The sequence below is a fragment of the Halorubrum sp. SS7 genome, assembly GCF_005435055.1.
GTDB lineage: Archaea > Halobacteriota > Halobacteria > Halobacteriales > Haloferacaceae > Halorubrum > Halorubrum salinarum.
Genome location: NZ_SGXV01000006.1, coordinates 53,400 through 79,117, shown reverse-complemented (window position 1 = coordinate 79,117; position 25,718 = coordinate 53,400). Strand labels below are relative to the sequence as shown.

General features: G+C 73.4%; 26 protein-coding genes. 11 read left to right on the top strand and 15 right to left on the bottom strand.

Annotation, left to right across the window (positions count from 1 at the left end; all coding sequences use genetic code 11):
* Positions 1-71 precede the first annotated feature (71 nt).
* Both EXE44_RS08605 and EXE44_RS08600 read left to right on the top strand, forming a co-directional pair.
* Positions 72-377 (top strand): hypothetical protein, encoded by a 306-nt coding sequence (locus tag EXE44_RS08605; protein ID WP_137716812.1) that lies wholly within the window; start codon positions 72-74, stop codon positions 375-377.
* Positions 378-438: 61 nt separating this feature from the next.
* Positions 439-1,182, top strand: coding sequence for a DNA polymerase sliding clamp (locus EXE44_RS08600; RefSeq protein ID WP_137716811.1), 744 nt, complete (start codon positions 439-441; stop codon positions 1,180-1,182).
* A gap of 54 nt (positions 1,183-1,236) precedes the next feature.
* On the opposite strand, the gene EXE44_RS08595 is transcribed toward EXE44_RS08600, so the two are convergent.
* The 3 genes from EXE44_RS08595 to EXE44_RS08585 all read right to left on the bottom strand — a co-directional run bounded on the left by EXE44_RS08595 (position 1,237) and on the right by EXE44_RS08585 (position 5,171).
* The gene (locus EXE44_RS08595; protein WP_137716810.1) at positions 1,237-3,048 is read right to left on the bottom strand and encodes a histidine kinase N-terminal 7TM domain-containing protein; all 1,812 of its coding nucleotides are present in this window, start codon (positions 3,046-3,048) and stop codon (positions 1,237-1,239) included.
* Positions 3,049-3,129: 81 nt separating this feature from the next.
* Positions 3,130-4,542 (bottom strand): MFS transporter, encoded by a 1,413-nt coding sequence (locus tag EXE44_RS08590; protein ID WP_137716809.1) that lies wholly within the window; start codon positions 4,540-4,542, stop codon positions 3,130-3,132.
* Between the two features lie 35 nt (positions 4,543-4,577).
* Positions 4,578-5,171, bottom strand: coding sequence for a hypothetical protein (locus EXE44_RS08585; RefSeq protein ID WP_137716808.1), 594 nt, complete (start codon positions 5,169-5,171; stop codon positions 4,578-4,580).
* Between the two features lie 107 nt (positions 5,172-5,278).
* On the opposite strand from EXE44_RS08585, the gene mdh reads away from it, so the two are divergent.
* From mdh to EXE44_RS08570, 3 genes are all read left to right on the top strand, one after another.
* The gene (mdh, locus tag EXE44_RS08580) at positions 5,279-6,193 is read left to right on the top strand and encodes a malate dehydrogenase (RefSeq protein WP_137716807.1); all 915 of its coding nucleotides are present in this window, start codon (positions 5,279-5,281) and stop codon (positions 6,191-6,193) included.
* Positions 6,194-6,259: 66 nt separating this feature from the next.
* Positions 6,260-6,448: a hypothetical protein gene (locus tag EXE44_RS08575; protein ID WP_137716806.1), complete on the top strand. Its 189-nt coding sequence runs from the start codon at positions 6,260-6,262 to the stop codon at positions 6,446-6,448.
* Between the two features lie 13 nt (positions 6,449-6,461).
* The gene (locus tag EXE44_RS08570; protein ID WP_137716805.1) at positions 6,462-7,028 is read left to right on the top strand and encodes a 2'-5' RNA ligase family protein; all 567 of its coding nucleotides are present in this window, start codon (positions 6,462-6,464) and stop codon (positions 7,026-7,028) included.
* 10 nt (positions 7,029-7,038) lie between these two features.
* Here EXE44_RS08570 and EXE44_RS08565 read toward each other — a convergent pair whose 3' ends face one another.
* The 3 genes from EXE44_RS08565 to EXE44_RS08555 form a co-directional block, all read right to left on the bottom strand.
* A complete protein-coding gene (locus EXE44_RS08565) occupies positions 7,039-7,287 on the bottom strand; it encodes a hypothetical protein (RefSeq protein WP_137716804.1) in 249 nt (82 codons plus the stop codon).
* A gap of 3 nt (positions 7,288-7,290) precedes the next feature.
* The gene (locus EXE44_RS08560; protein ID WP_137716803.1) at positions 7,291-8,682 is read right to left on the bottom strand and encodes a cytochrome P450; all 1,392 of its coding nucleotides are present in this window, start codon (positions 8,680-8,682) and stop codon (positions 7,291-7,293) included.
* Between the two features lie 105 nt (positions 8,683-8,787).
* A complete protein-coding gene (locus EXE44_RS08555; protein ID WP_137716802.1) occupies positions 8,788-10,422 on the bottom strand; it encodes a methyl-accepting chemotaxis protein in 1,635 nt (544 codons plus the stop codon).
* A gap of 146 nt (positions 10,423-10,568) precedes the next feature.
* Here EXE44_RS08555 and EXE44_RS08550 point away from each other — a divergent pair, with 146 nt between their 5' ends.
* A complete protein-coding gene (locus EXE44_RS08550; RefSeq protein ID WP_137716801.1) occupies positions 10,569-12,335 on the top strand; it encodes an excinuclease ABC subunit C in 1,767 nt (588 codons plus the stop codon).
* Between the two features lie 30 nt (positions 12,336-12,365).
* On the opposite strand, the gene EXE44_RS08545 is transcribed toward EXE44_RS08550, so the two are convergent.
* On the bottom strand, positions 12,366-13,010 hold the full coding sequence (locus EXE44_RS08545) for a helix-turn-helix domain-containing protein (protein WP_199241195.1): 645 nt from the start codon (positions 13,008-13,010) through the stop codon (positions 12,366-12,368).
* A gap of 214 nt (positions 13,011-13,224) precedes the next feature.
* Positions 13,225-14,121, bottom strand: coding sequence for an alpha/beta fold hydrolase (locus tag EXE44_RS08540; RefSeq protein ID WP_137716799.1), 897 nt, complete (start codon positions 14,119-14,121; stop codon positions 13,225-13,227).
* Between the two features lie 122 nt (positions 14,122-14,243).
* Here EXE44_RS08540 and thpR point away from each other — a divergent pair, with 122 nt between their 5' ends.
* Together thpR and EXE44_RS08530 are read left to right on the top strand one after the other, a co-directional pair.
* Entirely contained in the window at positions 14,244-14,819 is a 576-nt protein-coding gene (thpR, locus tag EXE44_RS08535; protein WP_137716798.1) for an RNA 2',3'-cyclic phosphodiesterase, read from the top strand.
* 89 nt (positions 14,820-14,908) lie between these two features.
* Positions 14,909-16,309, top strand: a complete 1,401-nt coding sequence (locus EXE44_RS08530; RefSeq protein WP_137716797.1) for a HEAT repeat domain-containing protein — start codon at positions 14,909-14,911, stop codon at positions 16,307-16,309.
* A 31-nt stretch (positions 16,310-16,340) separates the two neighbouring features.
* Here the strand turns inward: EXE44_RS08530 and EXE44_RS08525 are convergent, their stop codons facing one another.
* Positions 16,341-17,171, bottom strand: coding sequence for a hypothetical protein (locus tag EXE44_RS08525; protein WP_121563341.1), 831 nt, complete (start codon positions 17,169-17,171; stop codon positions 16,341-16,343).
* Between the two features lie 89 nt (positions 17,172-17,260).
* On the bottom strand, positions 17,261-18,559 hold the full coding sequence (locus EXE44_RS08520; protein WP_137716796.1) for a hemolysin family protein: 1,299 nt from the start codon (positions 18,557-18,559) through the stop codon (positions 17,261-17,263).
* A gap of 170 nt (positions 18,560-18,729) precedes the next feature.
* On the opposite strand from EXE44_RS08520, the gene serA reads away from it, so the two are divergent.
* Positions 18,730-20,334 carry a phosphoglycerate dehydrogenase gene (gene serA / locus EXE44_RS08515; protein WP_137716795.1) on the top strand — a complete coding sequence of 535 codons (1,605 nt, stop codon included), beginning with the start codon at positions 18,730-18,732 and terminating at the stop codon, positions 20,332-20,334.
* Positions 20,335-20,385: 51 nt separating this feature from the next.
* On the opposite strand, the gene EXE44_RS08510 is transcribed toward serA, so the two are convergent.
* The 5 genes from EXE44_RS08510 to EXE44_RS08490 all read right to left on the bottom strand — a co-directional run bounded on the left by EXE44_RS08510 (position 20,386) and on the right by EXE44_RS08490 (position 24,969).
* Positions 20,386-22,137 (bottom strand): histidine kinase N-terminal 7TM domain-containing protein, encoded by a 1,752-nt coding sequence (locus EXE44_RS08510; protein ID WP_241991808.1) that lies wholly within the window; start codon positions 22,135-22,137, stop codon positions 20,386-20,388.
* Between the two features lie 121 nt (positions 22,138-22,258).
* Positions 22,259-23,542, bottom strand: coding sequence for a threonine synthase (gene thrC, locus EXE44_RS08505; RefSeq protein WP_137716793.1), 1,284 nt, complete (start codon positions 23,540-23,542; stop codon positions 22,259-22,261).
* A 107-nt stretch (positions 23,543-23,649) separates the two neighbouring features.
* On the bottom strand, positions 23,650-23,865 hold the full coding sequence (locus EXE44_RS08500) for a hypothetical protein (RefSeq protein ID WP_121563346.1): 216 nt from the start codon (positions 23,863-23,865) through the stop codon (positions 23,650-23,652).
* An 81-nt stretch (positions 23,866-23,946) separates the two neighbouring features.
* Positions 23,947-24,624 carry a uracil phosphoribosyltransferase gene (gene upp, locus EXE44_RS08495; protein WP_137716792.1) on the bottom strand — a complete coding sequence of 226 codons (678 nt, stop codon included), beginning with the start codon at positions 24,622-24,624 and terminating at the stop codon, positions 23,947-23,949.
* Between the two features lie 99 nt (positions 24,625-24,723).
* Positions 24,724-24,969 (bottom strand): hypothetical protein, encoded by a 246-nt coding sequence (locus EXE44_RS08490; RefSeq protein ID WP_137716791.1) that lies wholly within the window; start codon positions 24,967-24,969, stop codon positions 24,724-24,726.
* A 58-nt stretch (positions 24,970-25,027) separates the two neighbouring features.
* On the opposite strand from EXE44_RS08490, the gene EXE44_RS08485 reads away from it, so the two are divergent.
* Positions 25,028-25,354, top strand: coding sequence for a hypothetical protein (locus EXE44_RS08485; RefSeq protein ID WP_137716790.1), 327 nt, complete (start codon positions 25,028-25,030; stop codon positions 25,352-25,354).
* Between the two features lie 104 nt (positions 25,355-25,458).
* Complete coding sequence (locus tag EXE44_RS08480; protein ID WP_121563350.1) at positions 25,459-25,698, top strand: hypothetical protein; 240 nt, start codon at positions 25,459-25,461, stop codon at positions 25,696-25,698.
* The last annotated feature ends 20 nt before the right edge of the window (positions 25,699-25,718 follow it).

The window sequence follows — 25,718 nt, the reverse complement described above, 5'->3', positions numbered from 1 at the left end:
TGCGTTCGGCTCGTTTATTTATAAATTAACCCCGTATCGTCGCGTACGGCCCGACGCGGCCGAGAGACACCATGCCCGACGAGCCGCTGCCGGCGACCGAACGCACCGACGCCGAACCGAGCCCGACCGAGCGCGGCGAGCCGCCGAAGCGCGACTCGACCGATCGGAGCGCCCGAGCCGAGCCGGACCGAGCGACCGATCCGCCGCCCGACGACCCCGGCGGGGACGCCGGGCCCGAGTGCGACCGCGAAGCGGGCGGCGGGAGCGACGAGTCGGACGAGAGCGAACGGTACGAATACCGGCTCGAACGGCTCCGACTGTGGCGGACCGTCGTCACGCTCGCGGTCGTCGTCGCCCGCCTCATCAGGTCGCTCTGAGCCGGCGGTCGCCGCTCCGATCGGGTGCCTTTTTAGGTGATACCGCCCAAGCTGAACGTATATGTTCAAGGCCATCGTGGGCGCGTCGACGTTTCAGGACGCGCTCGATTCGGTGAGCGTGTTGGTCGACGAGTGTAAGATCCGCCTGAACGAGGAGGAGCTCTCCATCCGGGCCGTCGACCCCGCCAACGTCGGCATGGTCGACCTCACGCTGGAGGCGGCCGCGTTCGAGTCGTACGACGCGGACGGCGGCGTCATCGGCGTCAACCTCGCCCGCTTGGAAGACATCGCCGGCATGGCCAACTCCGGCGACTTGATCCACCTCGAACTCGACGAGGAGACCCGCAAGCTCCACATCGAGATCGACGGCCTCTCGTACACCCTCGCGCTCATCGACCCCGACTCGATCCGCCAGGAGCCGGACATCCCGGACCTCGATCTCGCCTCCGAGATCGTCGTCGAGGGCGCCCAGCTCGACCGCGGGATCAAGGCCGCCGACATGGTCTCCGACCACATCCGCCTCCGCGTCGACGAGACCGACGAGGCGTTCTTCATCGAGGCCGAGGGCGACACCGACGACGTGAACCTCGAGCTCGACCGCGAGGACCTCATCGCGCTCACCGCCGGCCCCGCCGACTCGCTGTTCAGCCTCGATTACCTCAAGGACATGAACAAGGCGATCCCCTCCGACGCCGAGGTCACCGTCGAGCTCGGCGAGGAGTTCCCCGTCAAGCTCCACTACGGCTTCGCGGAGGGGCTCGGGAACGTTACTTTCATGCTAGCGCCGAGGATTCAGAGCGACTAACGCGCCTGAAATCGGCCGTTTCTAGCAGATCAACCGCCTCGTTTTCCGTCCGGCTCACTCGCCGTCCACGACCGGGATCGACACCGTCACCCGCGTCCCCCGCGGCTCCCGCTCGGCGTACTCCACCTCGGCGCCGACCGCGGCGGCGCCCCACGCGACGACCCACAGCCCCAGCCCGGAGCCGTGTTCGAGGGCGGTCTCCCGCCCGGACTCGACCGCCTCGACCTCGTGGTCCGGGATGCCGGGCCCGTCGTCCGCGACGGTGAGGACGAAGCGGGGGTCGTCGCCCCCGGACTCGCCCGTCGCGCCGCCCGCTCGGCGGAGCGAGACGCGCACCCAGGCCCCGCCGTCCTCGCGCTCGGTCCCCTCGCCGTCGTGGTGGGCGAGGGCGTTCTCCACGGTGTTCTCGACGACCGCGCGGAGCGCGTCGGGCCGGACGTGCGTCGTCCACTCGTCGGCGTCGACGGAGTCGGCCTCCGGGTCGGGCTCGCCGTCGACGGCGAGTTCGACGACGGCGTTCGGGTCGCGCTCGCGGGCGTCGGCGACGGCCGCGCCGACGAGGTCGCGGACGTCCGTCGCCGCGGCGTCGCTGTCGGCGAGGAGCCGCTCGACGGTGCCCGCCTTCTCGCCGAGGGCGGCCAGCGCGCCGGCGCGGCGCTCGACGGCGTCCGCCATCCGGACCAGCTCCGGGTCGTCGAGGCTGTCGCGGAGGATCTCGCCGTAGCCGTGGACGACGCCGGCGTCGTTGCGGAGGTTGTGGCGGAGGATCCGGTTCAGCACCTCCAGCTGCTGCCGCCGGCGCTCGCGTTCGGTCACGTCCGAGAGGACGACCGTGTACCCGACGTGCGTCCCGTTCGGGTCCGTCAGCCGGGAGACCGACACCGCGTACGTGCGGCGGCCGGCGGCGCCGTCCGGGTCGACCTCGACGGTCTCGCGGGAGCCGTCGTCCGCCTCGGCGCCGTCCGCCCCGTCGCCGACCCCGACGGGCAGGTCGAGGAAGTCGGCGAGGGGGCGGTCTCGGGCGGTCTCGGCGTCGACGCCCAGCACCGCCTCGGCGGCGGGGTTGAGCCGGACGACGCGGCGGTCGAGCGCGAGCGCGACGATCGGGTCCCGGAGGTCGTCGATCGCCGTGCGCTCGGCGGCGCGGCTCGTCGTCGGGTTCCGGTCGAACATCTCCGCGCGGTCGAACGCGTACGCGTCGAGGACCATGTGCGGGACGAACATCACCGGCGCGAGCTGGAGCTGCGGGACCGGGCCGAGCTGGAGCGTCCACGCGACCAGCGCGAACCCGGGCGGCAGCGAGCTCAGGGCGACCGCGGCGCTCTCGCGGCGGTACAGCGGTCCGTAGCTGAGCAGCGTGTCGACGAGGAGGAAGACCGCGCTGGCGACGAGGACGGTCTCGACGGCGACGGTGAGGTACGCCCACGGACCGAACGCGTACGAGACGGTCTCGACGCCGAAGACGGGGGCGCGCGAGAGGTCGGTCCAGAAGGCGCCGTGGAGGGGGTTCGTGGCGACGAGCGCGGACGAGAGGAGGCCGAAGCCGGCGATCGCGCCGAACAGGCGGCTCCGGACCACGTCGCTCCGGCCGGTGTACTCCAGGGCGAAGCCGAGGAAGGCGATCCCGGTCCAGATCACGCCCAGCCACATCGTCGCCTCCAGCGCGGCGCGGACGGCCGGGTCGGCGACCAGCAGCCCGACGCCGTAGGAGACGCACCACGTCGCCTGCGCGGCGAAGACGCCGAGGAACCAGTCGACACCGGGGCGGCCGCGGTGTTCGCGGATCGCCCACGCGAGCGCGACCGCCCCCGCCCCGCCCGCGAGGGATCCGACGGCGGGCCAGGCGGGGACGAGGTCGAGGGCCATGTGCGAGGTACGACGGCGACGGTGGGCGTAAAACTGTCGTGCGGAGGCGGGACGGCCGCTCGCACCCGCCTCGACGGGCCCTCACCCGGTCCGTCGCCCGAACGCGACCGCCACGGGCGCGAGGAGCAGCGCGCCGATCAGGAACGGCGACGCGACGGCGACCGTGTACAGCACCGCCATCAGCGGCGGGCCGACGGTCCGCCCGAGGCTCGACGCGCCCTGCGTCACCCCGAAGGCGGCCCCCTGGTCGGCGTCGTCGGCCGACGCGGAGACGAGCGTCGCCAGCGAGACGTTCACGAGGGCGTTGCCGAGCGAGAGCGCCGCGAGCGCGGCGAGCAGCGCGAGCAGGGGGAGCGTGAGCCACCCCGGCCCGCCGAGGGCGACCCCGCCCGCGACCCGGTCGACGAGCCCGGTCGCGGGGATCGCGGCGAGCGCGCCGGCGAGGACGACGGACCCGGCGGCGACGAGCGTCCGCGAGGAGACGACCCGCGAGAGCCGACCGACGACGACGCCCTGGTTCACCGCGCCGAGGACGCCGACGTAGGTGAGCAGGAACGCCGCGGCCGTCGCGTCGTAGCCGAACGCGTCCGCGACGTACGGGATGAACATCACCTGGACGCCCGCGAACGCGACGGCGACGACGAAGTACGCGACCGTCAGCGGCCGGAGCGACGCGGACGCGAGCGCGTCGCGGAACTGGCCGACCGCGGTGGTGCGGGCGCTCGCCGCGTCACCCGCGGGTCGCGTCCGCGCCGGCTCTTCGAGGAGGAGGAACCCGACGGCGACCGCGAGGAGGCTCATCCCCGCCGCCGCGAAGCTCGGCAGGGAGTACGGCGTCGCCGGGACGAACGCGGGGAAGAGCGCGTCGGCGCGGGCCACCACGGCGTCGGCGGCGAGCAGGCCGCCGATCGCCGGCCCGAAGACGAACCCGAGCGCGAACGACGCGCCGACGAGGCCGAGCGCGCCCGCCCGCCGGTCGCGGGGCGTGATGTCGGCGACGTACGCCTGCGCGGCGGCGATGTTGCCGCCCATCGCGCCGGCGAGCGTGCGGGAGGCGAACAGCACCGCCAGCGCGGCGACGGGGCCGAAGCGCGCGCCCGCCGAGCCGGCGTAGCCGAACGTCACCCACGCGACGGCGGCGGCCGCGAGCGACGCGAGGAGGACGGGGCGGCGCCCGATCCGGTCGGAGAGCCGGCCGAGCGTGGGCGCCGCGACGAACTGCGCGAGGGAGTAGGAGGCCGCGAGCAGCCCGATGAAGGCGTCGCTGACGCCGAACGACCGGACGTAGAAGGGGAGGATGGGGATCACGATCCCGAAGCCGACGAGGTCGATGAACACGACGCCGATCACGACGGCGAGCGCGCGGCGGGGATTGGCGACGGCCGGGGGGCGGTCGGCGCCGTCGTCGACCTCCGGGTCGGCGGCGTCGGCGTCACTGACGGCGGCCGCGTCGGGGTCCGCGGTCGGCGCGGCGCCGGCTTCCGGGTGTGTCACGGTGGCGAGAGGTCGCGGGGCGACTTAAATCGGCGCTACAGGTGCCGCTCGATGACGCGCTTCGCGGCCTGGCCCTTCTCCTTCCAGCCGTACCCCTCGTCGTACACGTGGCGCTTGGCGTCGACGAGCTCCCCCGGCGTCGACTCCTCGAAGCCGCCGCGGTCCCACGCGCCCGACTCGCGGAGCCACTCGATCACGTTCTCGCGGGTCTCGGGCCACGAGAGGCCGACCATCTCGTACCACGCCACCATCGCGAAGACGGCGTTGTCGTGGCAGCCCGGCACGGAGCCGTGCTCGTAGACGGTGCGCATCGGCTCGCGGGTGGGCTCGGAGACGCGCTCCTTGAACTCCGCGGCCGTGAGCAGGCGGAGCCGGTCGCCGTCCTCGACGACGCGCTGGTCGCGGCGGAGCGCGCCGAGCGCGGCCTTGTGGAGCCCGCCCCAGTCGGCGGGGACCGCGTCCCGCAGCGCCGCCTCCGAGAGGCCGTCGGGCTCCGCGGACAGCACCGAGAGGAGGTCCGTGTAGGCCTTCTCGACGGTCGGCCAGCTCACGCCCTCGAACTCGCAGTCGGCGTCGTGGAGGCTGTTCGTCGTCCGACAGCCCGGACACGGGTAGCGGAACGTCGGCACGAGGCGACGGTTCGACGCCGCGGGAGTTAGGGGTTTCGCGACGGCGCTCGCGGACGTTGGGGGGTTCCGAAACGTTTACTCGCCGCCCGGTCGCGGATCAAGACGGTATGACAAAGGTCAGCGTTATCGGTGCGGCGGGGACCGTCGGAGCCGCGGCGGGCTACAACCTCGCGTTACGCGACGTGGTCGACGAGCTCGTCTTCGTCGACATTCCGGACCAGCGCGAGACGACGATCGGACAGGCCGCCGACGCGAACCACGGCGTCGCCTACGACTCGAACACGACCGTCCGGCAGGGGGAGTACGAGGACACCGCCGGCTCGGACGTCGTCGTCATCACGGCCGGCATCCCGCGGAAGGAGGGGCAGACCCGCATCGACCTGGCCGGCGACAACGCGCCGATCATGGAGGACATCGGGTCGTCGATCGCCGAGCACAACGACGACTTCGTCACCGTCACCACCTCAAACCCCGTCGACCTGCTCAACCGCCACCTCTACGAGGCGGGCGACCGCGACCGCCACAAGGTGGTCGGCTTCGGCGGCCGGCTCGACTCCGCGCGGTTCCGCTACGTCCTCTCCGAGCGCTTCGACGCGCCCGTCAAGAACGTCGAAGCGACGATCCTCGGCGAGCACGGCGACGCGCAGGCGCCGGTCTTCTCGAAGGTGCGCGTCGACGGCCGCGACCCGTCGTTCGACGCCGACGAGAAGGAGGAGATCCTCGCGGACCTCCAGGAGTCCGCGATGGACGTGATCAGCCGGAAGGGCGCCACGCAGTGGGGGCCCGCCACCGGCGTCGCCCACACGGTCGAGGCCATCCTCAACGACACCGGCGAGGTGCTCCCGTGCTCGGTCGTCCTCGACGGCGAGTACGGCTACGACGACACCGCGCTCGGCGTGCCCGCGAAGCTGGGCTCGAACGGCGTCGAGGAGGTCGTCGAGTGGGACCTCGACGAGTACGAGGCCGAGCTGCTCGACGAGGCCGCCGAGAAGCTCTCCGAGCAGTACGAGAAGATCGCGTAGGGCCGTTCGCGGCGATCGGCCGCCGACACCCACCGGATTTTTACCGCTGCCGCGTCGCTTCGGAGCATGAACCGCGCCGAGATCGACACCGACGACCTGCTGAAGGTCGTGTTACTGCTCGTCGTCGTGTGGCTTCTCCTGGAGATCGTCGGGACCGTCCTGGAGGTCGCCTTCTGGTTGCTCGACGCGCTCCCGCCGCTGATCGGGATCGCGCTCGTCGTCGTGATCGCCTTACACCTCACCGATCGGATCTGAGGCGCCCGCCGACGTGTTCAGCCTCAACGTCCCGCTGCCGCCCGGCGTCGACCGCCTCGCGGCCGATCTCCACCCGAAACTGAAGGGCTTCGACACGGTCCGGGAGCGCCGCACCCTCGTCTGTAAGCGGTTCGGCGTCGCGGACGTGCGGGACGGAGAACGCGACGGGGACCAAGAGGGTGGAGGAGAGCCCGCGCCGCCCCGCGAGGAGGCCCTCGACCGCCTGCGCGAGCGGCTTCGCCGGCCGCTCGCCGGCGTCGACCCCTTCGAGGTCGCCGCGACCGGGATCGACGTCTTCGACGCCCCGCGGTCGGGGTCGCGGCCGGTCGTCTACCTGACCGTCGAGAGCGACGGGCTGGATCGGCTCCACCGGCGGCTCTGCGCGGCGTTCGGGGCGGTGGAGGGAATCGAGGGCGACGACTACGTGCCGCACGTCACGCTGGCGCGGGGCGGGAACCCGGAGCCGGGCGCCGTCGCCGACCTCGTCGACGCCGCGTTCGACCCGGTCCGGTGGCGGGTCCACGCGCTCGACGTGTGGGACCCGGAGTTCCGGGAGGTCGCGGCGAGCGTGGAGCTGTAGCGTTACGCGGTCACGCGCGGTCGGTCGGCGTTACGTCGGCCTCGACCGTTCCGTCGTCGTTCGGCTCCTCGACCGCGTGGTGCGGTCCCACCGGACCGTGGGTGGGACAGACGCCGGCGATGGGGGTCGCGTTGAGACAGCAGGCGCGCCGTCCGCTCGCGACGAGGCCGCGCGAGAGCGGATCGCCGCAACGGGCGCAGTAGGCCTCGGGCTCGGGGGTCGCCTCGCCGTCGGGGGTCGCCTCGTCGGCGCCGGCCATCCCTCAGCGCTCGCGGATCCGCATCGGCACCGGGTGGTTCGGGTGCATCGTCAGCGACCCGCGTAAGGAGAGGTCCGGCCCCTCGTAGTCGAGGTCGAACCGCGAGCAGACCGTCGCGAGGATGATCTTCGCCTCCAGCAGCGAGAACGCCTTCCCGATACAGTGGCGGGGCCCGCCGCCGAACGGGAAGAAGGCGAACCGGGGGCGCTCGCTCCGGCGCTCCGGGGTCCAGCGGTCCGGGTCGAACGCCTCGGGGTCGTCGTACCAGCGCCCGGACCGGTGGATCGCCCACTGGGACACCATCAGCGCCGACCCCTCGGGGATGCGGTACCCCCCGAGCTTCACGTCGAGCTTCGGCTCGCGGAACAGCGTGTACACCGGCGGGTAGAGCCGCATCGACTCGTTGAGGGCGCGCTCGGTGTAGTCCATGTCGCGAACGGCGGCCGCGGTCAGGGGGCCGTCGGCCGTCGCCTCCCGGGCCTCGCTCGCGACGCGGTCGCGGGCCTCGGGGTGGTTCGAGAGGAGGTAGAACGCGTACGTCAACGCGAGCGCGGTGGTGTCGTGGCCGGCGAGCAGCATCGTCACCAGCTCGTCGCGGAGGTTCTCGTCGGTCTGCTCGCCGCGGTCGCGGGCGCGGAGCAGGACGGAGAGCAGGTCCATCGGGAGGTCGGCGTCGGGGTCGCCGGGCGGCCCGCGGACGCCGGTGCCGTCGGGGCCGGCGGGGTCGACGCTCGGGTCGCGCTCCGTGCCGCGGCGGCGGGCGACGATGTCGTCGATCACCGATTCGAGCGTGTCGATGGCGGCGTCGAACTCGCGGTTCTCCCGAGTCGGCAGCCAGTCCGGGATCAGGAACCGGCGGGGGTCCGGCTCGAACCGGGCGCCGAGCGGTTCGAGGTTCTCCTGAACCGTCTTCACCTCCTCGTCGGAGATGTCCGCGCCGAACATCGCCGTGACGATGATCTTCACGGTGAGCCGCGCCAGCTCCAGCTGGATGTCGACGACGTCGCCGTCCTCCCAGTCGGCGACGTGCGACGCGGCGTGGTCGGCCATCACGCCGGCGAGCGCGCCGATCCGGCGGTTGTGGAAGGCGGGGTTCGCGAGCTGACGCTGGCGCTTCCACGTGTCGCCCTCGCTCAGCAGGAGCCCGTCGCCGAGGAGCGTGTCCATCGCGTCGTCGAACTGCGGCTTGCGGTAGCGCTCGGCGTCCGCGACGAGCACGCGCTCGACGTCGGCGGGGTTCGTGAGCAGGTACGTCTCTCGCGGGCCGAGGTCGAGCCGCACCACGTCGCCGTAGCTGTCGGCGCAGGCGCGCAGGAAGCCGAACGGGTCGTCAGCGAACTGGCGACCGTTCCCGAAGAGGGGGTCACCGAGCGGTCCGGGCGGCGTAACGGACATACGATTTCTGGGGGTTGAGCGGGGTTAAACGTTCGGCGGCGGGGAGGGAACGCGGGAGAGAACGAGACGCGAAGAGAGCGGGCGGGGCGCGGCGTCGACGGGACGTTACCGCGCGTCGAGGCGCTCGACGCGGGCGATCAGCTCGTCGACGGCCGCCTCCTGCTCGTCGGTGGCGTCGACGATGCGGTCGGTCGCGTCCTCGGTGCGGTCGGAGCGCTCGCGGACCGCCTCCAGCGAGGAGGTGAGCTCCTCGACGGTCGCGGCCTGGTCGTCGGTGGTCCGCGCGACCTCCGCGACGCCCGCGGCCGCCTCGTCGACGGCGTCGGCGATCTCTTCGAGGGAGTCGAGCACCGTCTCGATCTCGGTGCCCGCGTCCTCGATGCGCTCGTGGGAGCGCTCGACGGCGGTCGTCGTCTCCGCGGACTGCGCCTGGAGCTTGTCGAGGCTCTCCGTGATCTCCTCGGTGTAGCCGCGGGTCTCGTCGGCGAGCTTCTTCACCTCCTCGGCGACGACCGCGAAGCCGTCGCCGCCCTCGCCGGCGCGGGCGGCCTCGATGTTGGCGTTCAGCGCGAGCAGGTTCGTCTGCTCGGCCACGTCGGAGATGACCTCGATGACCTCCTCGATGTCGTCCATGCGCTCGGAGAGCGCGCCGACGCTCTCGACCAACTCGTCGCCGATCTCGACGACGTCCTCGGTCGCCTCGCGGGCGTCCTCGCTGGCGTCGAGCCCCTCGTCGGCCGCCTCGCTCGCGGCGACGGCCGCGGAGTCGACCTGGTCGGCGGTGGCGGCGACCTCCTCCATCCCGGCGGAGAAGGACTGCATCTCCGAGACGCTCTCCTCTAGGAGCTCGTTCTGCTCGTCGACGTTCTCCGCGATGTCGGCGGCCGCGGCGCTCGCCTCCTCGACGGTCGCGTCGAGGTCGCGGGCCTGCTCGTGGACGCTGGAGGAGAGCTCGTCGAGGTTGTCGGCCATCCGGTTGACGACGTCGACGACGCGGACCAGGTCGTCGTCGAGGTGATCGAAGGAGTCGCGGTGGCCCGCGCGGGCGTCGAGGTTCCCCTCGCCGATCGCCTCGGCGGTCTCCCTGACCTCCGAGACCAGTTCGCTCGTCGCGTCGCGCTCGTTCACCGTCTCCGTCCGGTCGATGACGACCTCGGTCACGCCGACGAGCTCGCCGTCGTCGTACAGCGCGGTCGCCGTGAACTCGATGTGGCGCTCCTCGCCGTGCCGGTCGACCATCGTGCTGGTGTCGCGGTAGCGGTCGCGCGCGGAGTCACAGGGTTCGACGCCGTACACCTCGTCGGCGTTCGCCGGCGCGTCGAGGACCTTGTCCGCGAGCGTGTCGGCGCGGCGGCCGTCGGGGTAGAAGAGCTCGGAGACGTGGCCGTGCCCGACCGCCTTCTCGCGGTCGACGCCGGTGAGCGTCGCGATCGACTCGTTCCACTCGGCGACGTTCCCGTCGACGTCGAGGATGAACGTCGGGATGCTGGTGGCGTTGAACACCTGCTCGAAGCCGGCGCCGGCGAGCGTCGCCGCGCGGTCCACGCCGTCCTCGTCGGTGACCGAGTGGTCGGCGTCGCCCCCGTCGTCGGCGCTGATCTGACTCCCGTCGGCCCCCGTCTCGTCGGTCGGTCCGGCGGATTCGGGCTCGCCCTCGACGACGACCCCTCCGTCGGGAACCGACCGGGAATCGCTCCTCCACCCGAGTGCGGCCCGCAGGCGCTCGCGAAGTCTACTCATGTCTACGTCACCATCTCCCAAGCGCCATTATAAAGCGTCCGTCTCGATATTCGATTCTGATAACATCGGGCGACCGGCGGCGCGGCGGCGAGGACCGCGCCCCGCAGCGTTCAATGGCGTCGGGCGGCTACGTCGGTCCGAGACCGATGGACGCCGACGCGGTGCGCGAGCGGGCCCGAGACCTCCCGACGGAGCCGGGGGTCTACCAGTTCCGGGCGGGCGAGGCGACGCTGTACGTCGGGAAGGCGCTCGACCTCCGCGACCGGGTGCGGTCGTACGCGGACCCGCGCTCGGGGCGGATCCGCGGGATGGTCGAGCGCGCCGACCGGATCGAGTTCGCCGTCACCGACACCGAGACGCAGGCGCTGCTCTTGGAGGCGAACCTGATCAAGCGGCTCCGGCCGCGCTACAACGTCCGGCTGAAGGACGACAAGTCGTACCCCTTGGTCGCCTTCTCGGACCACGAGGTGCCCCGCATCGAGGTGACCCGCGACCCCGAGGCGGGCGCGGTCGCGTACGGCCCCTTCACCGACGTGGGGCGCGTCGAGACCGTCGTGAAGGCGGTCCGCGACGAGTACCGGCTGCGCGGCTGCTCGGACCACAAGTACGAGGGCCGCGACCGGCCCTGCCTCGACTACGAGATGGGCATCTGCTCGGCGCCGTGTACGGGCGAGATCGATCCCGAGGACTACGCCGAGGACGTGGCCGCCGCACGGCGCTTCTTCGAGGGCGAGACCGGCGTCCTCGCCGACCCCCTCCGCCGCCGGATGGAGGCGGCCGCCGAGGCGAACGAGTTCGAGCGCGCCGCGAACCTCCGCGACCGCCTCGAAGCGGTCGAGGCGTTCCACGGTGAGGGCGGCGAGGCCGTCAGCGACCGCAGCGACGACCGCACCGTCGACGTGCTGGCGGCCGCCGTCGAGGGCGACACGGCCCGGGTGGCCCGGCTCCACAGCGAGCGGGGCCAGCTCGTCGACCGGAGCCGCCACCGGCTGGACGCCGCGGCGGTCGAGGACGCGGACGGCGGCCCTTCGTCCGCTGACGCCAACACGCCGGCCGCCGTCCTCGCGGCGTTCCTCGCGCAGTACTACGCCGAGCGGGAGTTCCCGGACGCGGTCCTCCTCGCCGAGCGGCCCGCCGACCCGGACGTGGTCGACTGGCTGGAGGGCGAGGGGGTCGCGGTCCGCGTGCCGGGCGCCGGCCGCGAGGCGAAGCTGGTCGAGCTCGCGCTGAAGAACGCCCGGAAGCGCGGCGGCCGCGACGACCCCGTGGGCGCGCTCGGCGAGCGGCTCGGGATCGCCCGCCCCGAGCGGATCGAGGGCTTCGACGTGAGCCACGCGCAGGGGACCGCGGTGGTCGGCTCCGACGTGTGCTTCGTCGACGGGAGCGCGGAGACGGCCGACTACCGCCGGAAGAAGCTGACCGAGCGCAACGACGACTACGCGAACATGCGCGAGCTGGTCCGGTGGCGCGCCGAGCGCGCGCTCGACGGCTCGGACGACCGCCCCGACCCGGACCTGCTCCTCATCGACGGCGGCGACGGACAGCTGGGCGCCGCCCGCGACGCGCTCGCGGAGACGGGGTGGGACGTGCCCGTCGTCGCCCTCGCGAAGGCGGAGGAGCTGGTCGTCACCCCGACCGGCACCCGCCGCTGGGACGACGACGCCCCCGAGCTCCACCTGCTCCAGCGCGTGCGCGACGAGGCCCACCGCTTCGCCGTCTCCTACCACCAGACCGTCCGCGACGAGGTGGCCACCGTCCTCGACGACGTGCCCGGCGTCGGCCCCGAGACCCGCCGCCGGCTGCTCCGGCGGTTCGGGTCGGTTGAGAACGTCCGGGAGGCCTCCCGCGAGGACCTCACGGACGTCGACGGCGTCGGCGACGCGACCGCGGACACGCTCCGCGAGCGGCTGTAAACGCGGGTCTCTCCCTCGCGGCGGACCCGGTCACTCCGACGCGACGGCGCGCTCGACGACCGCCGCCTCCGCCTTGCGGAGCAGTTCCCCGGCCGTGCTCGTCGCGCAGTCGAGCGCGGCCGCGACGTCCGCGACGGTCCCCTCGCGGGGCACCTCGTAGTAGCCCGCCGAGACCGCCGCCTCCAGCGCCGCGCGCTGCCGGTCGGTCAGCCGGGAGGGGGTCCGCCGGCGTTCGAACTCCTGGACCCGCTCGATGGTGAGGTCGGCGAGGTCGGCGAGGTCGTCGTGGAAGCCGCTGAGCGCTTCGGTCGCGCCCGCCGCCTCGAACCGCACGTCGCCGTCCTCGCGGAAGACGACCGGCGGGAGGAAGATCACCCGGGACGACGCGACGGTGTCAAGGAGCGCCGCCGGGAACTCGTAGTCGTCCTGTCGGAGGAAGGCGTAGGTCCCGCCCGCGCCGCGCACGAGGCTGCGCGCGACCAGCGAGTCGAGCGCCTCGACGGCGGCGGTCGTCGCGTCGCGGTCGCCGTCGAACCAGAGCAGCGTCGTCGCGTCCGCCGTCGGACTCCACATCAGCAGCTCGGCGCGAGCGATCGGTGACTCGCCGACGATCGATCGGTGGAGGGGGTGGCGGAGCCGCTCCGGGTAGGCGGCCGAGAACCGGATCCGTTTCATTCGGCGATCGCTCGCCGTTCGGCGCTCCCACACATCAATCCGCATGGTTCGGGACGGGTTCTGGACGGGTTCGAGAGGCGGGGCCGGCCGAAGCGATCAGCGGGAACGCGGAGCGGACGAAAGCGATCAGCGGGAACACGGGACGGGTGGGAGGGGTCAGCGGGAACCTGGAGGGGCCGAAGCGGTCAGCGGGCGTTCGGAGGGATCGAAGCGGTCAGCGGGGACGCGCCAGCGCCTCGGGGGCGGCCCGGAGGAGCGTCCCGAGGTGGTCCGCGCCGTCGAGGGTGCGGAGGTCGGCGGTCGGGAGCGCCTCGGCCAGTCGCCGGGCTCCGGCTATCGGAACGTTGGCGTCGGCCGTCCCGTGCCACAGGCGCACCGGGACGTCGACCGCGCCGAGGTCGATCCCCCAGTCGTCCCCCGCGTCGCGGAACTCGGTGACCGCGCCGCTCCGGTGACGCTCGAACGCCGCAAGGAAGTCGGCCTTTACCGTCGCCGCGGCGTCGGCGGGGACGGCGTCCGCGTCCGCGGCGTACTGCCCGACCACGAACGACGGGTCGGCCCGGTCCGCGACCCACGCCTGTCCGCGGAACAGCGCCCGGAGGACCGAGGGCGTCGCGGACGCGAGACCGGTCAGCAACCGCTGTACCGCCGGCGCGTCGTCGGTGAGGGAGGGCGGCGTCGCCCCGGCGACGAGGTCGACGGCGGTGACCCGCTCACCCAGCGTCGCCGCCGTCGAGAGGGCGTATGGAGCCCCGCCGGAGAACGCGGCGAGGGGCGCGCGCTCGACGCCCGCGTCGTCCAGGACGGGCCGCACGGACGCCGCGGCGTCGGCGATCGTCCGGTCCGGCTTCGGCGATGACCGACCGTATCCGGGCCTGTCGGGCGCGATGACGCGGACGTCGTTCGCCCGCGCCGACGGTTCGAGGAGCGCCCCCAGTCGGCGTGACCCGGGCGTCCCGTGGAGGAAGACGAGCGGGTCGCCGGTCGGAGGGCCGTACGTCGCGTACGCGATCCGGCGGCCGTCGTCGGTCCGGACGACGCTCGGTGCCTGACGTTCCGGGACCCGCGGCTCCGGGGTCGATTCCGGCCGCGCGGAGTCGGTGGTGGCCATCGGTGTCGACTACGACCGCGCCGCTGGTGGGACTGGTGCCGGACTGATACGGGAGTATTTACGTGTCGCTCGACGGCCCGGCCCCAAGCCGTATCCGTCCCTCGGTCGATCCCTCGACCGAGATGCGCGCGTTCTTCGCCGTCGACCTCCCGGACGCCCTCGCGCCCGCCGTCGGGGACGCGCAGGCCCCGTTCGCCGACGCGCCCGGCGTCAACCCGGTCGACCCCGAGCAGGCGCACGTGACGCTGAAGTTCCTCGGCGAAATCGGCGGCCGCGACGGCGGGGGCGACCCCCCGCTCGACGACGTGATCGCGGCCGGCGAGCGCGCCGTCGACCGCGCGGGCGTCGCCCCGTTCGAGGTCGAGGTCGCGGGCCTCGGCGTCTTCCCGAACCGGGAGTACGTCTCCGTCGCCTGGGCCGGGGTCGAGCGCGGCGGCGGCGCCCTCGCCGCGCTCCACGAGGCGCTCGAAGCGGAGGCGACCGCGCTCGGGGTCGACCCGGCCGATCACGACTTCACGCCGCACGTCACGCTGGCGAGGGTGGAAAGCGCGGCCGGCGCCGACGCGGTCCGCGACGCGCTCGAAGCGGACGACCCGGCGATCGGGTCGTTCTCGGTCGGCGAGATCCGGCTGGTGGAGTCGAGGCTGACCGCGTCCGGCCCGGAGTACCGCGTCGTCCGGGAGTTCGAGCTCGGCTGACGCGGACTGCTCGCGGCCCGGCCGCGGATTCTCACTGGTGATAGCCGCGGGCGTACGTTTAACGTACCGGTTCGGGGAACTGTTCGTAGATGGACGACGCGTCGCGAACGGGGGAGCGCTCCGGGGCGGAGGACAGCGGCGGCGCCGACCGAGACCGCCGCGACGACGGCGGGCCGGCCGCGGTGACGCGGCTCAATCCGCGGCGGTTCGACGCGGCCGCGCGGCGCGAGGCGGCCGAGGCGCTCGGCAACCCCTCGGCGTCGATGAGCGCGGACGAGGGGCGGATCGTCGACGCCCTGTTCGAGACCGCCCTCGACGACCCCGACGACGCCGTCCGCGCCGCGGCGATCGAGTCGCTGTACTTCCACGGCGACGACCACGTCGACCGAGTGGCGAGGCGGATCGCCGAGCGCGGGGCCGCGGGCGACGCGGACGGCGAGGGGCGCGAGGCGGGCGCGGTCGCCGCGTTCTCCCGCTGGCTGGACCGCGACCGGGCCGCGTACCGCATGGTCGCCGCGACGGGGCTGGCCGCCGCGGGGGGCGAGGACGCCGCGCCGCGGCTCCGCGAGGCGTTCGACGACGACGACGCACGGGTCCGCGCCCGGGCCGTGAGCGGGTACGCCCGGGCGGGCGGCGAGGCGGTCGAGGCGGTCCGGCCGCTGGTGACCGAACCGAACGAGCTCGTGCGCGGCGCCGCGGTGGACGCCCTCGTCGCGATGGACACCGACGACGCAGTCGAGCTGCTGGCGCGCGCCGCGCGGCGCGGGAGCGAGCGGCTCCGGCTCGCCGTCGTCGACGGGTTGGCGGACCTCGACCGGCGCGACGCCGCCGGGGTGCTGCTCGGGTCGCTGCGGGACCCCTCGGAGCGGGTGCGCCGGGCGGCCGCGGCGTCGATCGCCGCCGTGATCGCCGAGGCGGGCGCCGTGCCCGCGGGCGACGTCCGCGACCGGCTCCTGAGCGAGCGCCCCTTCGAGGCCGACGGGCTCCTCGCGTCGTTTCGCGCGGTCGCCGCGGAGCGGACCGCGGCCGACCGAGCGGGAGGAGGCGGGCGGACGGGCGGAGGGCCGCCGGACCGCGTCGGGGCGGACGCGCGCCGGCACGCGGCGTGGCTGTACTGCGAACTCCTCGAGGCCGCGGACCCGGCCGCTGCCGACCGGTCGGCCGCGGTCGAGTGGCTGATCGACGCGCTCGACCACCGCGACCGCCTGGTGGCGGACCTCGCCGCCGCGTACCTGCCCCGGGTCGTCTCGGCGGACGCGGCCGACGCGGGGCGTCCCGAGGGCCCCGCCGAACCCCCGCTCGGCCTCGACGTGGAGCGCGAGCTCCGGGCGCTCGCGAGCGACGGGAGCGCCGCCGAGGCCGCCAGGGAACGCGCACGCGCCGTGCTGCGGCGGTTCAAGCGGTCGGTCGTCGAGACGGCGGCGGACCGCCACGTCGAGTACGTGTACGTCCGCTGGCCCGCGGACTACACGGAGCGCTACGAGGAGTAGAACCGCGGCGGACGGCGGTCGCCGTCGGCGGTCAGGGCCGCCGGACGAACCGCCCGTCGTCGACGGCGACGGTCAGGTCGATCGTCTCGTCGAGGAGGTTCAGGACGGTGGCGACGTTGCGGTCCGCGTCGGCGTCGACGTACAGCTGTAACACCCCGCCGGCGTCGGCGAGGCGCGCGGCGAGCATCCGGACGAACTCGACCGCGCGCTCGACGTCGAAGGCGGCGACGATCTGGTGGAAGACGCTCACTTCGAGCGACACACGCTCGCCGGGCTCGTGGTTGGCGTCGAGGATGCGCGAGACGGTCTCGCCGACCTCGTCGGGCGAGAGCCGCGGGTCGAGCTCGACGATCTCGATGTCGACGCCCTCGAAGTCGACGTCGGGCGTCGCCTCGAAGTCGTACTCGCCGGTCGAGACGATCACCGTCCGGCGGGGCCACGAGGCGAGCCGCTCGTCGAGCGCGCGGACCAGCCGCTCCGGCGTGGGAGTCACGGCCACCGCGATCCCGGCCGCGTCGTGGAAGTGCGCCCGGAGCGCGTCGGCCTCGTCGTCGGTCGCCGCCGCGTCGACCCGGACGACGCCGTCCCAGCCGATCCGGTCCGCCACGTGGACCCCGTCTTCGATCCGGTCGACCACGTGGTCGTGGAGGTGCGACTTGAACTCGGCGACGGCCCCGTCGGTGTCGTAGGCGGTCTTGGCCGTGGCGCAGTACGGGCAGTTCCAGCTCACGCGGAAGTCGGACTTCGAGAGCGCGTCGGAGTGGTGCGCGAGCAGGTGCGACCCCGTCACCTCGGCCATCGCCGACCGCTCCCGCGTCCACGCGACGAACCCGCATCGGCCACACGCCCAGCGGCTCACCATGATCGGAAACTACCACCCGAGACCCGTCGGAGACTCATGTATGTTGGGTTACGTGTGCGCGGTTGCCGCGTGGGCCGACTCGGCGACGGTCACGCCGTCTCGGCCGTCCGGCCGTCGGGCGCGTCCAGCGCGAACCCGTTCTCGTCCGCGTGTTCCACCCGGACGCGCGTGACCCGCGTCGCGGTCGCCCCGGTGACGGCGAGCGTGACGGCGCCGACGGCGACGCGGTCGCCCTCGCGTGGCAGCCGCCCGAGCTGTCGGGTGACGAGCCCCGCGACGGTCTTGGCGCCCGCGTCTGCGGGGAGCGCGAGCCCGAGCGCCTCGTTGAGGTGCGAGACGGTCGTCCAGCCGCGGACGACCGCCGCGTCGGGCGCGACGACGGCGACGGCGTCCGTCTCCCACCGCCCGACCAGCTCGCCGACGACCTCCTCGAAGAGGTCCTCCAGCGTCGCGATCCCGACGACCGCGCCGTGCTCGTCGACGACGATCACCATCCGCGCCTCGCTGGCGCGCATCTCGGCGAACAGCTCGTCGAGGGGCTTCGTCTCCGGGACGAACGTCGCCTCGCTCAGCGCGCTCGCGAGGTCGGCGCCCGTCTCGTCGGCGCGGATCGCGTCGCGCACGTCGACGATGCCGACCACGTCGTCGCGGTTCTCGCCGTAGACGGGCATCCGGGTGACGCCCTCGCTCGCGGCCGTCGAGAGCGCGTCCGACGGCGTCGCCGTCCGCGGGAGCGAGACCACGTCGGTCCGGGGGACCATCACCGCGGCGACGGTCGTGGACTCTAAATCGAGGACGCCGCGGATCATCGCGCCCTCGTCGGGGTCGAGCGCGCCCGCGGCCTCGCCGGAGCGCACGAGGGTCGCGATCTCCTCGCGGGTGAGGTACGACTCGATGTCCGACTCGCCGCCCGTGACCCGGTTGACGATCCCCGACAGCGCCTCGAACACGTACAGCACCGGCCGGAGCACGCGCTGGATCGCGACCACGATCCGCGAGACGCGGAGCGCGTGCCTCTCGGCGTTCGCGACCGCGTACGACTTCGGCGCGATCTCGCCGAAGACGATGACGAACACCGAGGTGACGAGCGTCGACCCCGTGGCGGCCTGACCGCCGGAGAAGCCGAACCGGACGAACACCGCGGTCGCGACCGACGCGGCCGCGATGTTGGCGACGTTGTTGCTCACGAGCGCCGTGACGAGGAAGCGGTGCGAGTCGTCGCGCAGCGCCGACAGCGCCCGGGCGCCCGGGGCGTCCGTCGCGACGAGCGATTCGATCCGGTGGGTGGGCACGGAGAACACCGCGAGCTCGGAACTGGAGAAGAAGGCGCTCACGGCGGTCAACGCGAGGATGGCGCCGACGCCGACGAACGCGATCGTGAGGTCCATACCGTCCCATGCGGGCGGGTATAAAAGGGAGTACCGACGCGAGAGGTACCCACGAACGCGCATTCTCCACCGGAAACGCAGGGGTCGATACCCACGTGCGCGGATCCGTCCGGGCGGCAAAACGGCGCGATGAGGAAAGCGTTAACCCCGCGCCGCGGGTGCGTTTCGGCATGAAGGTACTCGTGACCGACCCCATCGCGGACGCGGGGTTGGACCGACTCAGAGACGCCGGCCACGAGGTCGTCACCGACTACGAGGCCGAGGGGGAGGCGCTGCTCGACGCCGTCGCCGACGCCAACGCGCTGATCGTGCGGTCCGGGACCGACGTGAGCGAGGCCGTCTTCGAGGCCGCGAGCGACCTCGTCATCGTCGGCCGCGCCGGCATCGGCGTCGACAACATCGACATCGAGGCCGCCACCGACCACGGCGTCATCGTCGCGAACGCGCCCGAGGGGAACGTTCGCGCCGCCGCCGAGCACACCGTCGCGATGACGTTCGCCGTCGCGCGCTCGATCCCGCAGGCGCACGGGCGCCTCGTCGGCGGCGAGTGGGCGAAAGGCGAGTTCCTCGGCACCGAGGTGAACAACAAGACGCTCACCATCGTCGGCCTCGGTCGGGTCGGCCAAGAGGTCGCAAAGCGCCTCGACTCGCTCGGGATGGACCTCGTCGTCTACGACCCGTACATCTCCGAGGAGCGCGCCGACCGGATGGGCGCCGAGCTCGTCGAGGACCTCCACGACGCGCTCGCCGCGGGCGACTTCGCGACGATCCACACCCCGCTGCTCCCCGAGACCGAGGGGATGATCGGGGAGGCCGAGCTGGCCCAGCTGGAGGGCGGCTACCTGATCAACTGCGCGCGCGGCGGCATCGTCGACGAGGACGCGCTCGCCGCGGCGGTCGACGACGGCGTCCTCGCGGGCGCCGCGCTCGACTCCTTCGCGGAGGAGCCGCTGCCCGAGGACTCGCCGCTGCTCGACGTCGAGGAGATCGTCTTGACGCCCCACCTCGGCGCCTCGACGGAGGCCGCCCAGGAGAACGTCGCGGTCGACACCGCGGAGGCGGTGCTGGCGGCGTTCGACGACGAGCCCGTGCTGACCGCGCTCAACGCGCCCTCCGTCGACGAGAGCGCCTTCCCCCGGATCGAGCCGTACATCGACGTGGCCGAGACCGCCGGGAAGGTCGCCGCCCAGCTGCTCGACGGCCGGATCACCGAGGTCGAGGCCACCTACGAGGGCGACATCGCCGCGGAGGACGTGGACCTCGTCACCGCGAGCGCGCTGAAGGGCGTCTTCGAGCCGCTGGAGTGGCAGGTGAACGCGGTGAACGCGCCGCGGCTCGCCGAGGAGCGCGGCATCGAGGTGACGGAGTCGAAGACCCGACAGACCGACGACTTCCAGAGCCTCGTCCGCGTCACCGTGCGCAACGGCGACGACGAGATCGCGGTCGAGGGGACGCTGTTCGCCGGCGAGGACGCCCGCATCGTCCGGATCGACGGCTTCCGCGTCGACGCCGTCCCGTACGGCCACATGCTCGTCGCGCGCAACACCGACGAGCCCGGCGTCATCGGGCTCATCGGCACCGTCCTCGGCGACCACGGCGTGAACATCGCCGGGATGTTCAACGGCCGCGAGACGCAGGGCGGCGAGGCGCTCACCGTCTACAACCTCGACTCGGCGGTGCCCGACGCCGCGATCGAGGAACTGCTCGCGGACGACCGCGTCGTGGAGATCACCGAGATCACGCTGGACGGCGCCGCCGAACGCGGCGACGAGTAAAACCGGACCGACCGACGCGCCGGCGAGCGGGAACCGGCGCGGCCGAGCCGCTCACTCCTCCGCCGCGAGCGCCCCCGACGGCGCGACGAGGTCGTCCGGGTCGGCGACGACCGACGCCGCGACCTCCTCGACCGGCCGGGCGCCGAACCCGACGACGAACGCCGCGCCGTCGCCGAGGTCAGCCGTCTCCCCGTCGAGCGGGGCGTCCGTTTCCCCCCGGCCCCGCCCGGCGACGACGGTCCAGCCGTGCGACGCGGCGAGCGTCGCGACGGACGCGAGCCCGATCCCGGTGCCGTCGTCCGCCGTCGTGTAGCCGCGCTCGAAGACGCGGTCGCGCTCCGCCGGGGGGATCCCGGGGCCGTCGTCGACGACCGCGAAGCTCCCGTCGAGCGCGACGGCGGTCACGGTCGGGTCGGTGCCGGCGTGGACCGCCGCGTTCCGGAAGAGGTTCTCCAAGACGCTCCGGACCGCGGCCTCGTCCGCGGCGTACGACCCGTCGCCCGCGACCGTCAGCGTCGCGGTCCCCGTCTCCGCGGTCCGCCACGCGTCCTCGGCCAGCGCCGCGAACGAGAACGGCTCGGCGTCCGCGTCGGGGTCCGGGTGGTCGACCGCGGCGAGCGTCTCGTCGACGATCTCGAACATCCGGTCGTGGGCGCCCTCGACGCGCTCGATCGCCGCCTCGTCGCCCGCGGTCGCGAGGTCGGTGAACCCGTCCGCGACCGACAGCGGGTTCTTCAGGTCGTGCGCCAACGCGTGCGTCAGGGTCTGGAGCCGGTCGTTCGCCACTTCGAGGTCACGCCGGTTTCGCTCCGAGTCGGTCACGTCGCGCAACAGGAGCACCGTCCCCTGCGACCGGTTGCCGAGCGTCGGGAGCGGGACGGCCGACAGCGAGACGAACCGCGTCTCCCCGTCGACCTCGACGGAGAGCGGCTCGTCGGGGGCCTCTCCGCGGCGGTACGCGGCGCGGACCTCGGGGGCGCTCGCCAGCGCGTCCGCGACCGCGGCGCCGACCGCGACGTCGTCGCCGAGCCACGCGCGCGCCGCCGGGTTCGTGTCCGCGATCCGGCCGCTCCGGTCGACGACGACGATCGGGTCCGGGACGGCCTCCAGGGTCACCCGCCGGGCGACCGGCGTCACGCCGAGCGTCCGGCCCCGCCGGACCGCGACGGTGAACGCGACGCCCGTGAGCACGAAGAGGAGCTCGGGCCGGAACGCGGGGCCGCCGCCGAGGACGACGTACTGCGCGGCCCACGGCGCCCCGGCGCCGACGAGCAGCAGCCCCGCGGACGAGCGGAACGCGGGCGCCGAGTCGTACACGCCGTACGCCAGCGTGGCGAACGTCGCGACGAGCAGCACCTGCGAGTAGAGCCATCCCGCCCACCACGCCGGGCCGAGCTCCCGGACCAGCACCGTCTCGGAGCCGTACGCGGCGAGTTCGGTGCCGGTGCGGACCAGTCCGTGGTAGTCGTTCGTCCAGCTCAGCAGCGTCAGCGCGGCGAGCGGGGCGGCCAGCGCGAGGATCCGGCGCCGCGAGACCCACGCGTCGTACCCGAGGTAGGAGGCGACGAACGCGACGGCCGCGACCGGCGTGACGGCGGTCGCGGGGTACTGGACGTTGAGCCAGAACAGCCTCCCCGCCTCCGTCGACGCGACGGCCTCGCCGAACAGCGCCGCGGACCACCACGCGATGGCGCACATGAACGCGGTCGCCGCGAGGCCGCCGGGCTCGTCGCGGTGGTCGAACGCGACCGCGGTGGCGCCGGCGGCCACGGCCGCCGCGAGCGCGGCGACCGGCGCCGTCATCGAGAGGTCTATCAATGCGTTTGTTGTACCATATGCCGGTATTTAATACAAACCGTGACGGCCGTACGTTCGAGCGGCGGGCGCCGTGGGTTCGGCGACTGCGAGGGTCGTCGCGGGGCGTTCAGTCGCCGAGGTGCTCGACGACGGCGTCGACGTCGTTCGGGACCGGTTCGGGCTCGCCGCCGGCCTCGTAGGCGGCGTCGGGGTCCTTCAGGAGGTGTCCGGTGGTGAGGCAGACGACCCGCTCGTCGTCCCCGACGACGCCCGAGCGGCGGAGCTTCTTGAGGCCCGCGAGGCTCGCCGCGGAGGCCGGTTCGACGCCGACCCCCTCGGCGGCGAGGTGACGCTGGGCGGCGGTGATCTCCGGATCGCTGACGGCGACCGCGGTGCCGCCGGTGTTGCGGATCCCCGGGATCGCCTTCGGCGCGTTGACCGGGTTGCCGATGCGGATCGCGGTCGCGCGCGTCTCGACCTCCTCCCAGCGCCGGATCTCGTCGTTCCCCGCCTCGATCGCCTCGACCATCGGGGCGGCTCCCTCCGCCTGGACGCCGGTGAGCTTGGGGACCTCGTCGACGTCGAGCGCGCCCGCCTGGACGAGCTCGCGGAACCCCTTGTACAGCGCCGAGGTGTTGCCCGCGTTGCCGACGGGGAGGACGATCCGGTCCGGGAACGCGCCGTAGTCGGCGTAGAACTCCTCTAAGATCTCGAAGCCGATCGTCTTCTGTCCCTCCAGGCGGAACGGGTTCAGCGAGTTGAGCAGGTACGCCTCGCCGCGGGCGGCCAGCGCCTGGACGATGTCGAGGCAGGCGTCGAAGTTGCCGTCCACCTCCAGGATGCGCGCGCCGTGGAGGCTCGCCTGCGCCACCTTCCCGGCCGCGACCTTCCCCGCCGGGAGGAGGACGAGCGTCTGCATGTCGCCGCGACCGCCGTACGCGGCGAGCGCGGCCGAGGTGTTGCCGGTGGACGCGCACGCGAGCGCGCCGACGCCCAGCTCCTTCGCGACGCGGACGCCGACCGTCATCCCGCGGTCCTTGAACGAGCCGGTGGGGTTCATCCCCTCGTGTTTGATCCGGAGCGCGTCGACGCCCACCGCCTCCTCGATGCGCGGGACGCGGTGGAGGGGGGTGTCGCCCTCGGGGAGCGTGACGCCGAGGTCGAAGGGGAGCGCCTCGCGGTAGCGCCAGACGCCGCGCTCGGGGCCGTCGGTCGACGCGCCCGACCCGAACTCGTCGAACGTCGGCGGGTCGTCGTACCGCACTTCGAGCAGGCCGTCGCACTCGTCGCAGGTGTACCGGACGTCCTCGAAGGGGGCGAACGTCTCGTCGCAGTCGATACACGCGAGCCACGTCCCGTCGGCGGCGCAGTCGGGCGCCGCCGGGGCCGGGGCGTCGATGGCGAGGTCCATTACCACGGGGTCCGTCCCGCCGACGCTTAAGCCGGCCGGTCGGAACGGACGTTGCCGGCCGGAGCGAAGGTGTTCGGCCGTCCGGCTCGGGGCGACCGCCGCGGGGCTCAGTCGACGATGATCTCGGAGGTGTCGTCGCCCTCGTCGCCGCCGGAGCCGAGGCGGTCCTGGTAGCGCTGGATCCAGTCGGCGAAGCAGTCGGGGCAGAGCCGCTGGGTGTCGATGTTCGCCCGGTCGACGCTCAGCCGGACGGTGCGCGCGAGCGCGTCCGTGGTGGGGTCGCCGCAGGCGTCGCAGGGCTCGGTCGTCGGCGCGTCGCTCATGTCGTACCGGTCGCGGCGGCGGCTCTTAAAAGTACGTCGACGGGAGCGGGGCTCGGGGCGGCGACGCGCCCGCCGCGGGCCTCACACCGTGCGGAACGCCCGGTCGCCGGCGTCGCCGAGGCCGGGGACGATGAACCCGTCGTCGTCGAGGCGGTCGTCGATGGCGACCGTCAGGAGGTCCGCCTCGGGGACGGCCTCGCTCACGCGGACGAGGCCGGCGGGCGCGGAGACCGCCGACAGCACGAACAGGTCCTCGAAGTCCTCGGCCTCGTCGAGGACGTGGTCGAGGACGGCGACCATCGTCGAGCCCGTCGCGAGCATCGGGTCCGCGACGATGACGGTGTCGTCCGGTCGGATCTCGGGGAGCTTCACGTAGTCGACGGTGATCGGGAACTCGCCGTCCTCGGTCATCCCGGCCTCCTCGTCGCGGCCGGCGGAGATGACCCCCTGCTTGGCGCGGGGGAACGCCTTCAGGAGCCCCTCGACGAACGGGGTCGCGGCGCGGAGGACGTTGATGATCACCACGTCGTCGAGGCCCTTCACGCGCTCGCCGGTGGTCTCCTCTAAGGGGGTCTGAACGGGCACGTACTCGGTCTCCATCGCGCCGTCGATGATCTCGTAGCCGCAGATGCGGCCGAGCTTCACCAGCCCCTTGCGGAACGCGACCTGCTCCGTCTCCACGTCGCGCAGCCGCGAGAGGGTGTCCGTCGCCAGCGCGTGCGTGATGAGGTACGCGTCGTCGCGGTCTTCGATCGTCATTGGTCGGAACCGCGGCCGGAACGGTCTTAAAACGTGGCGTGTCGGCCGCTCGACGGGTGACGGTCGACGCCGAGAGCCGCCGGCCGAACCGGCCGACCGCTACCGGAGCACGGCGACGTACGTCACGGCGAAGAGGATCAGCGCCAGCGTCGCGACGTTGCGCGCCGACAGCGTCGCCGCGCCGAGGAGGTCGAGCCCCCAGACGACCATCCACGCGAACCACGCCGAGAGCACGGCGTTCATCGCGAGCAACACCTTCGGGTCCCCCGAGGAGCGCTCGACCCCCTCGCGGATCCCGGGGCCCTCCTCGTCGTCTCCCCCGTCGACGCTCTCCTCGGCGCTCATACGCCGACTGGCGGGTGTGCGCCACTTAGCTCTTGTCCGTCCGGGACGTACGGCGGCCATGGTCGCAGCGCCCCGCCCCCGCAACCGCCGCGGCGAGCCGATAGACCCGGTCCCGTTCCTCGTGACGACCGGGCTCGCGTTCACGCTCGTCTTCTCGTTCGGGCCGCTGTACGGGCTCGCCTACGGGCTGTCGCTCCCTCGCGCGCTCGCCGCCTCCGCGGTCGGGTTCGCCGGGGTCGCGCTGGTCGCGCACCGGCAGCTGGTCCGGTCGGCGCCGCCGGTCGACGCCGGACCGCTCCCCTCCGGACAGCGGTTCGAGCGGCTGCTGTACGCCGGGATCGGGCTGGGCGTCGCGTTCCTCGCGCTCACGCTGCCGCTTTTGTGACGGGGCGGCGGGGCCGATCGGGGCGGTTCAGGACCGCGAGGCGGCTGTGCGACCCGAACGCACGACACCGGGAGACTAAGACGATCGATGCGGATAGTTAGGGCATGGGGATCTTCGACACGGTGACCGACGCGCTCGCGGGCTCGACGCAGCGTGCGCCCAGCACCGCGGGCGACGACGGCTCCGAGGGGGCGTACTGGTGCGACGACTGCGGCGTCCGCGTCCGCGACGTCGACGTGGACGACGAGGGGCTCGACCGCGACGCCGAGGGGACGCCGACCTGTCCCGACTGCGGCGACGCGATGCGCTTCGAGCGCGCGACCGGGAGCGGCTGCGCCTGCTGAGCGGCGGGCCGACCTCGGTT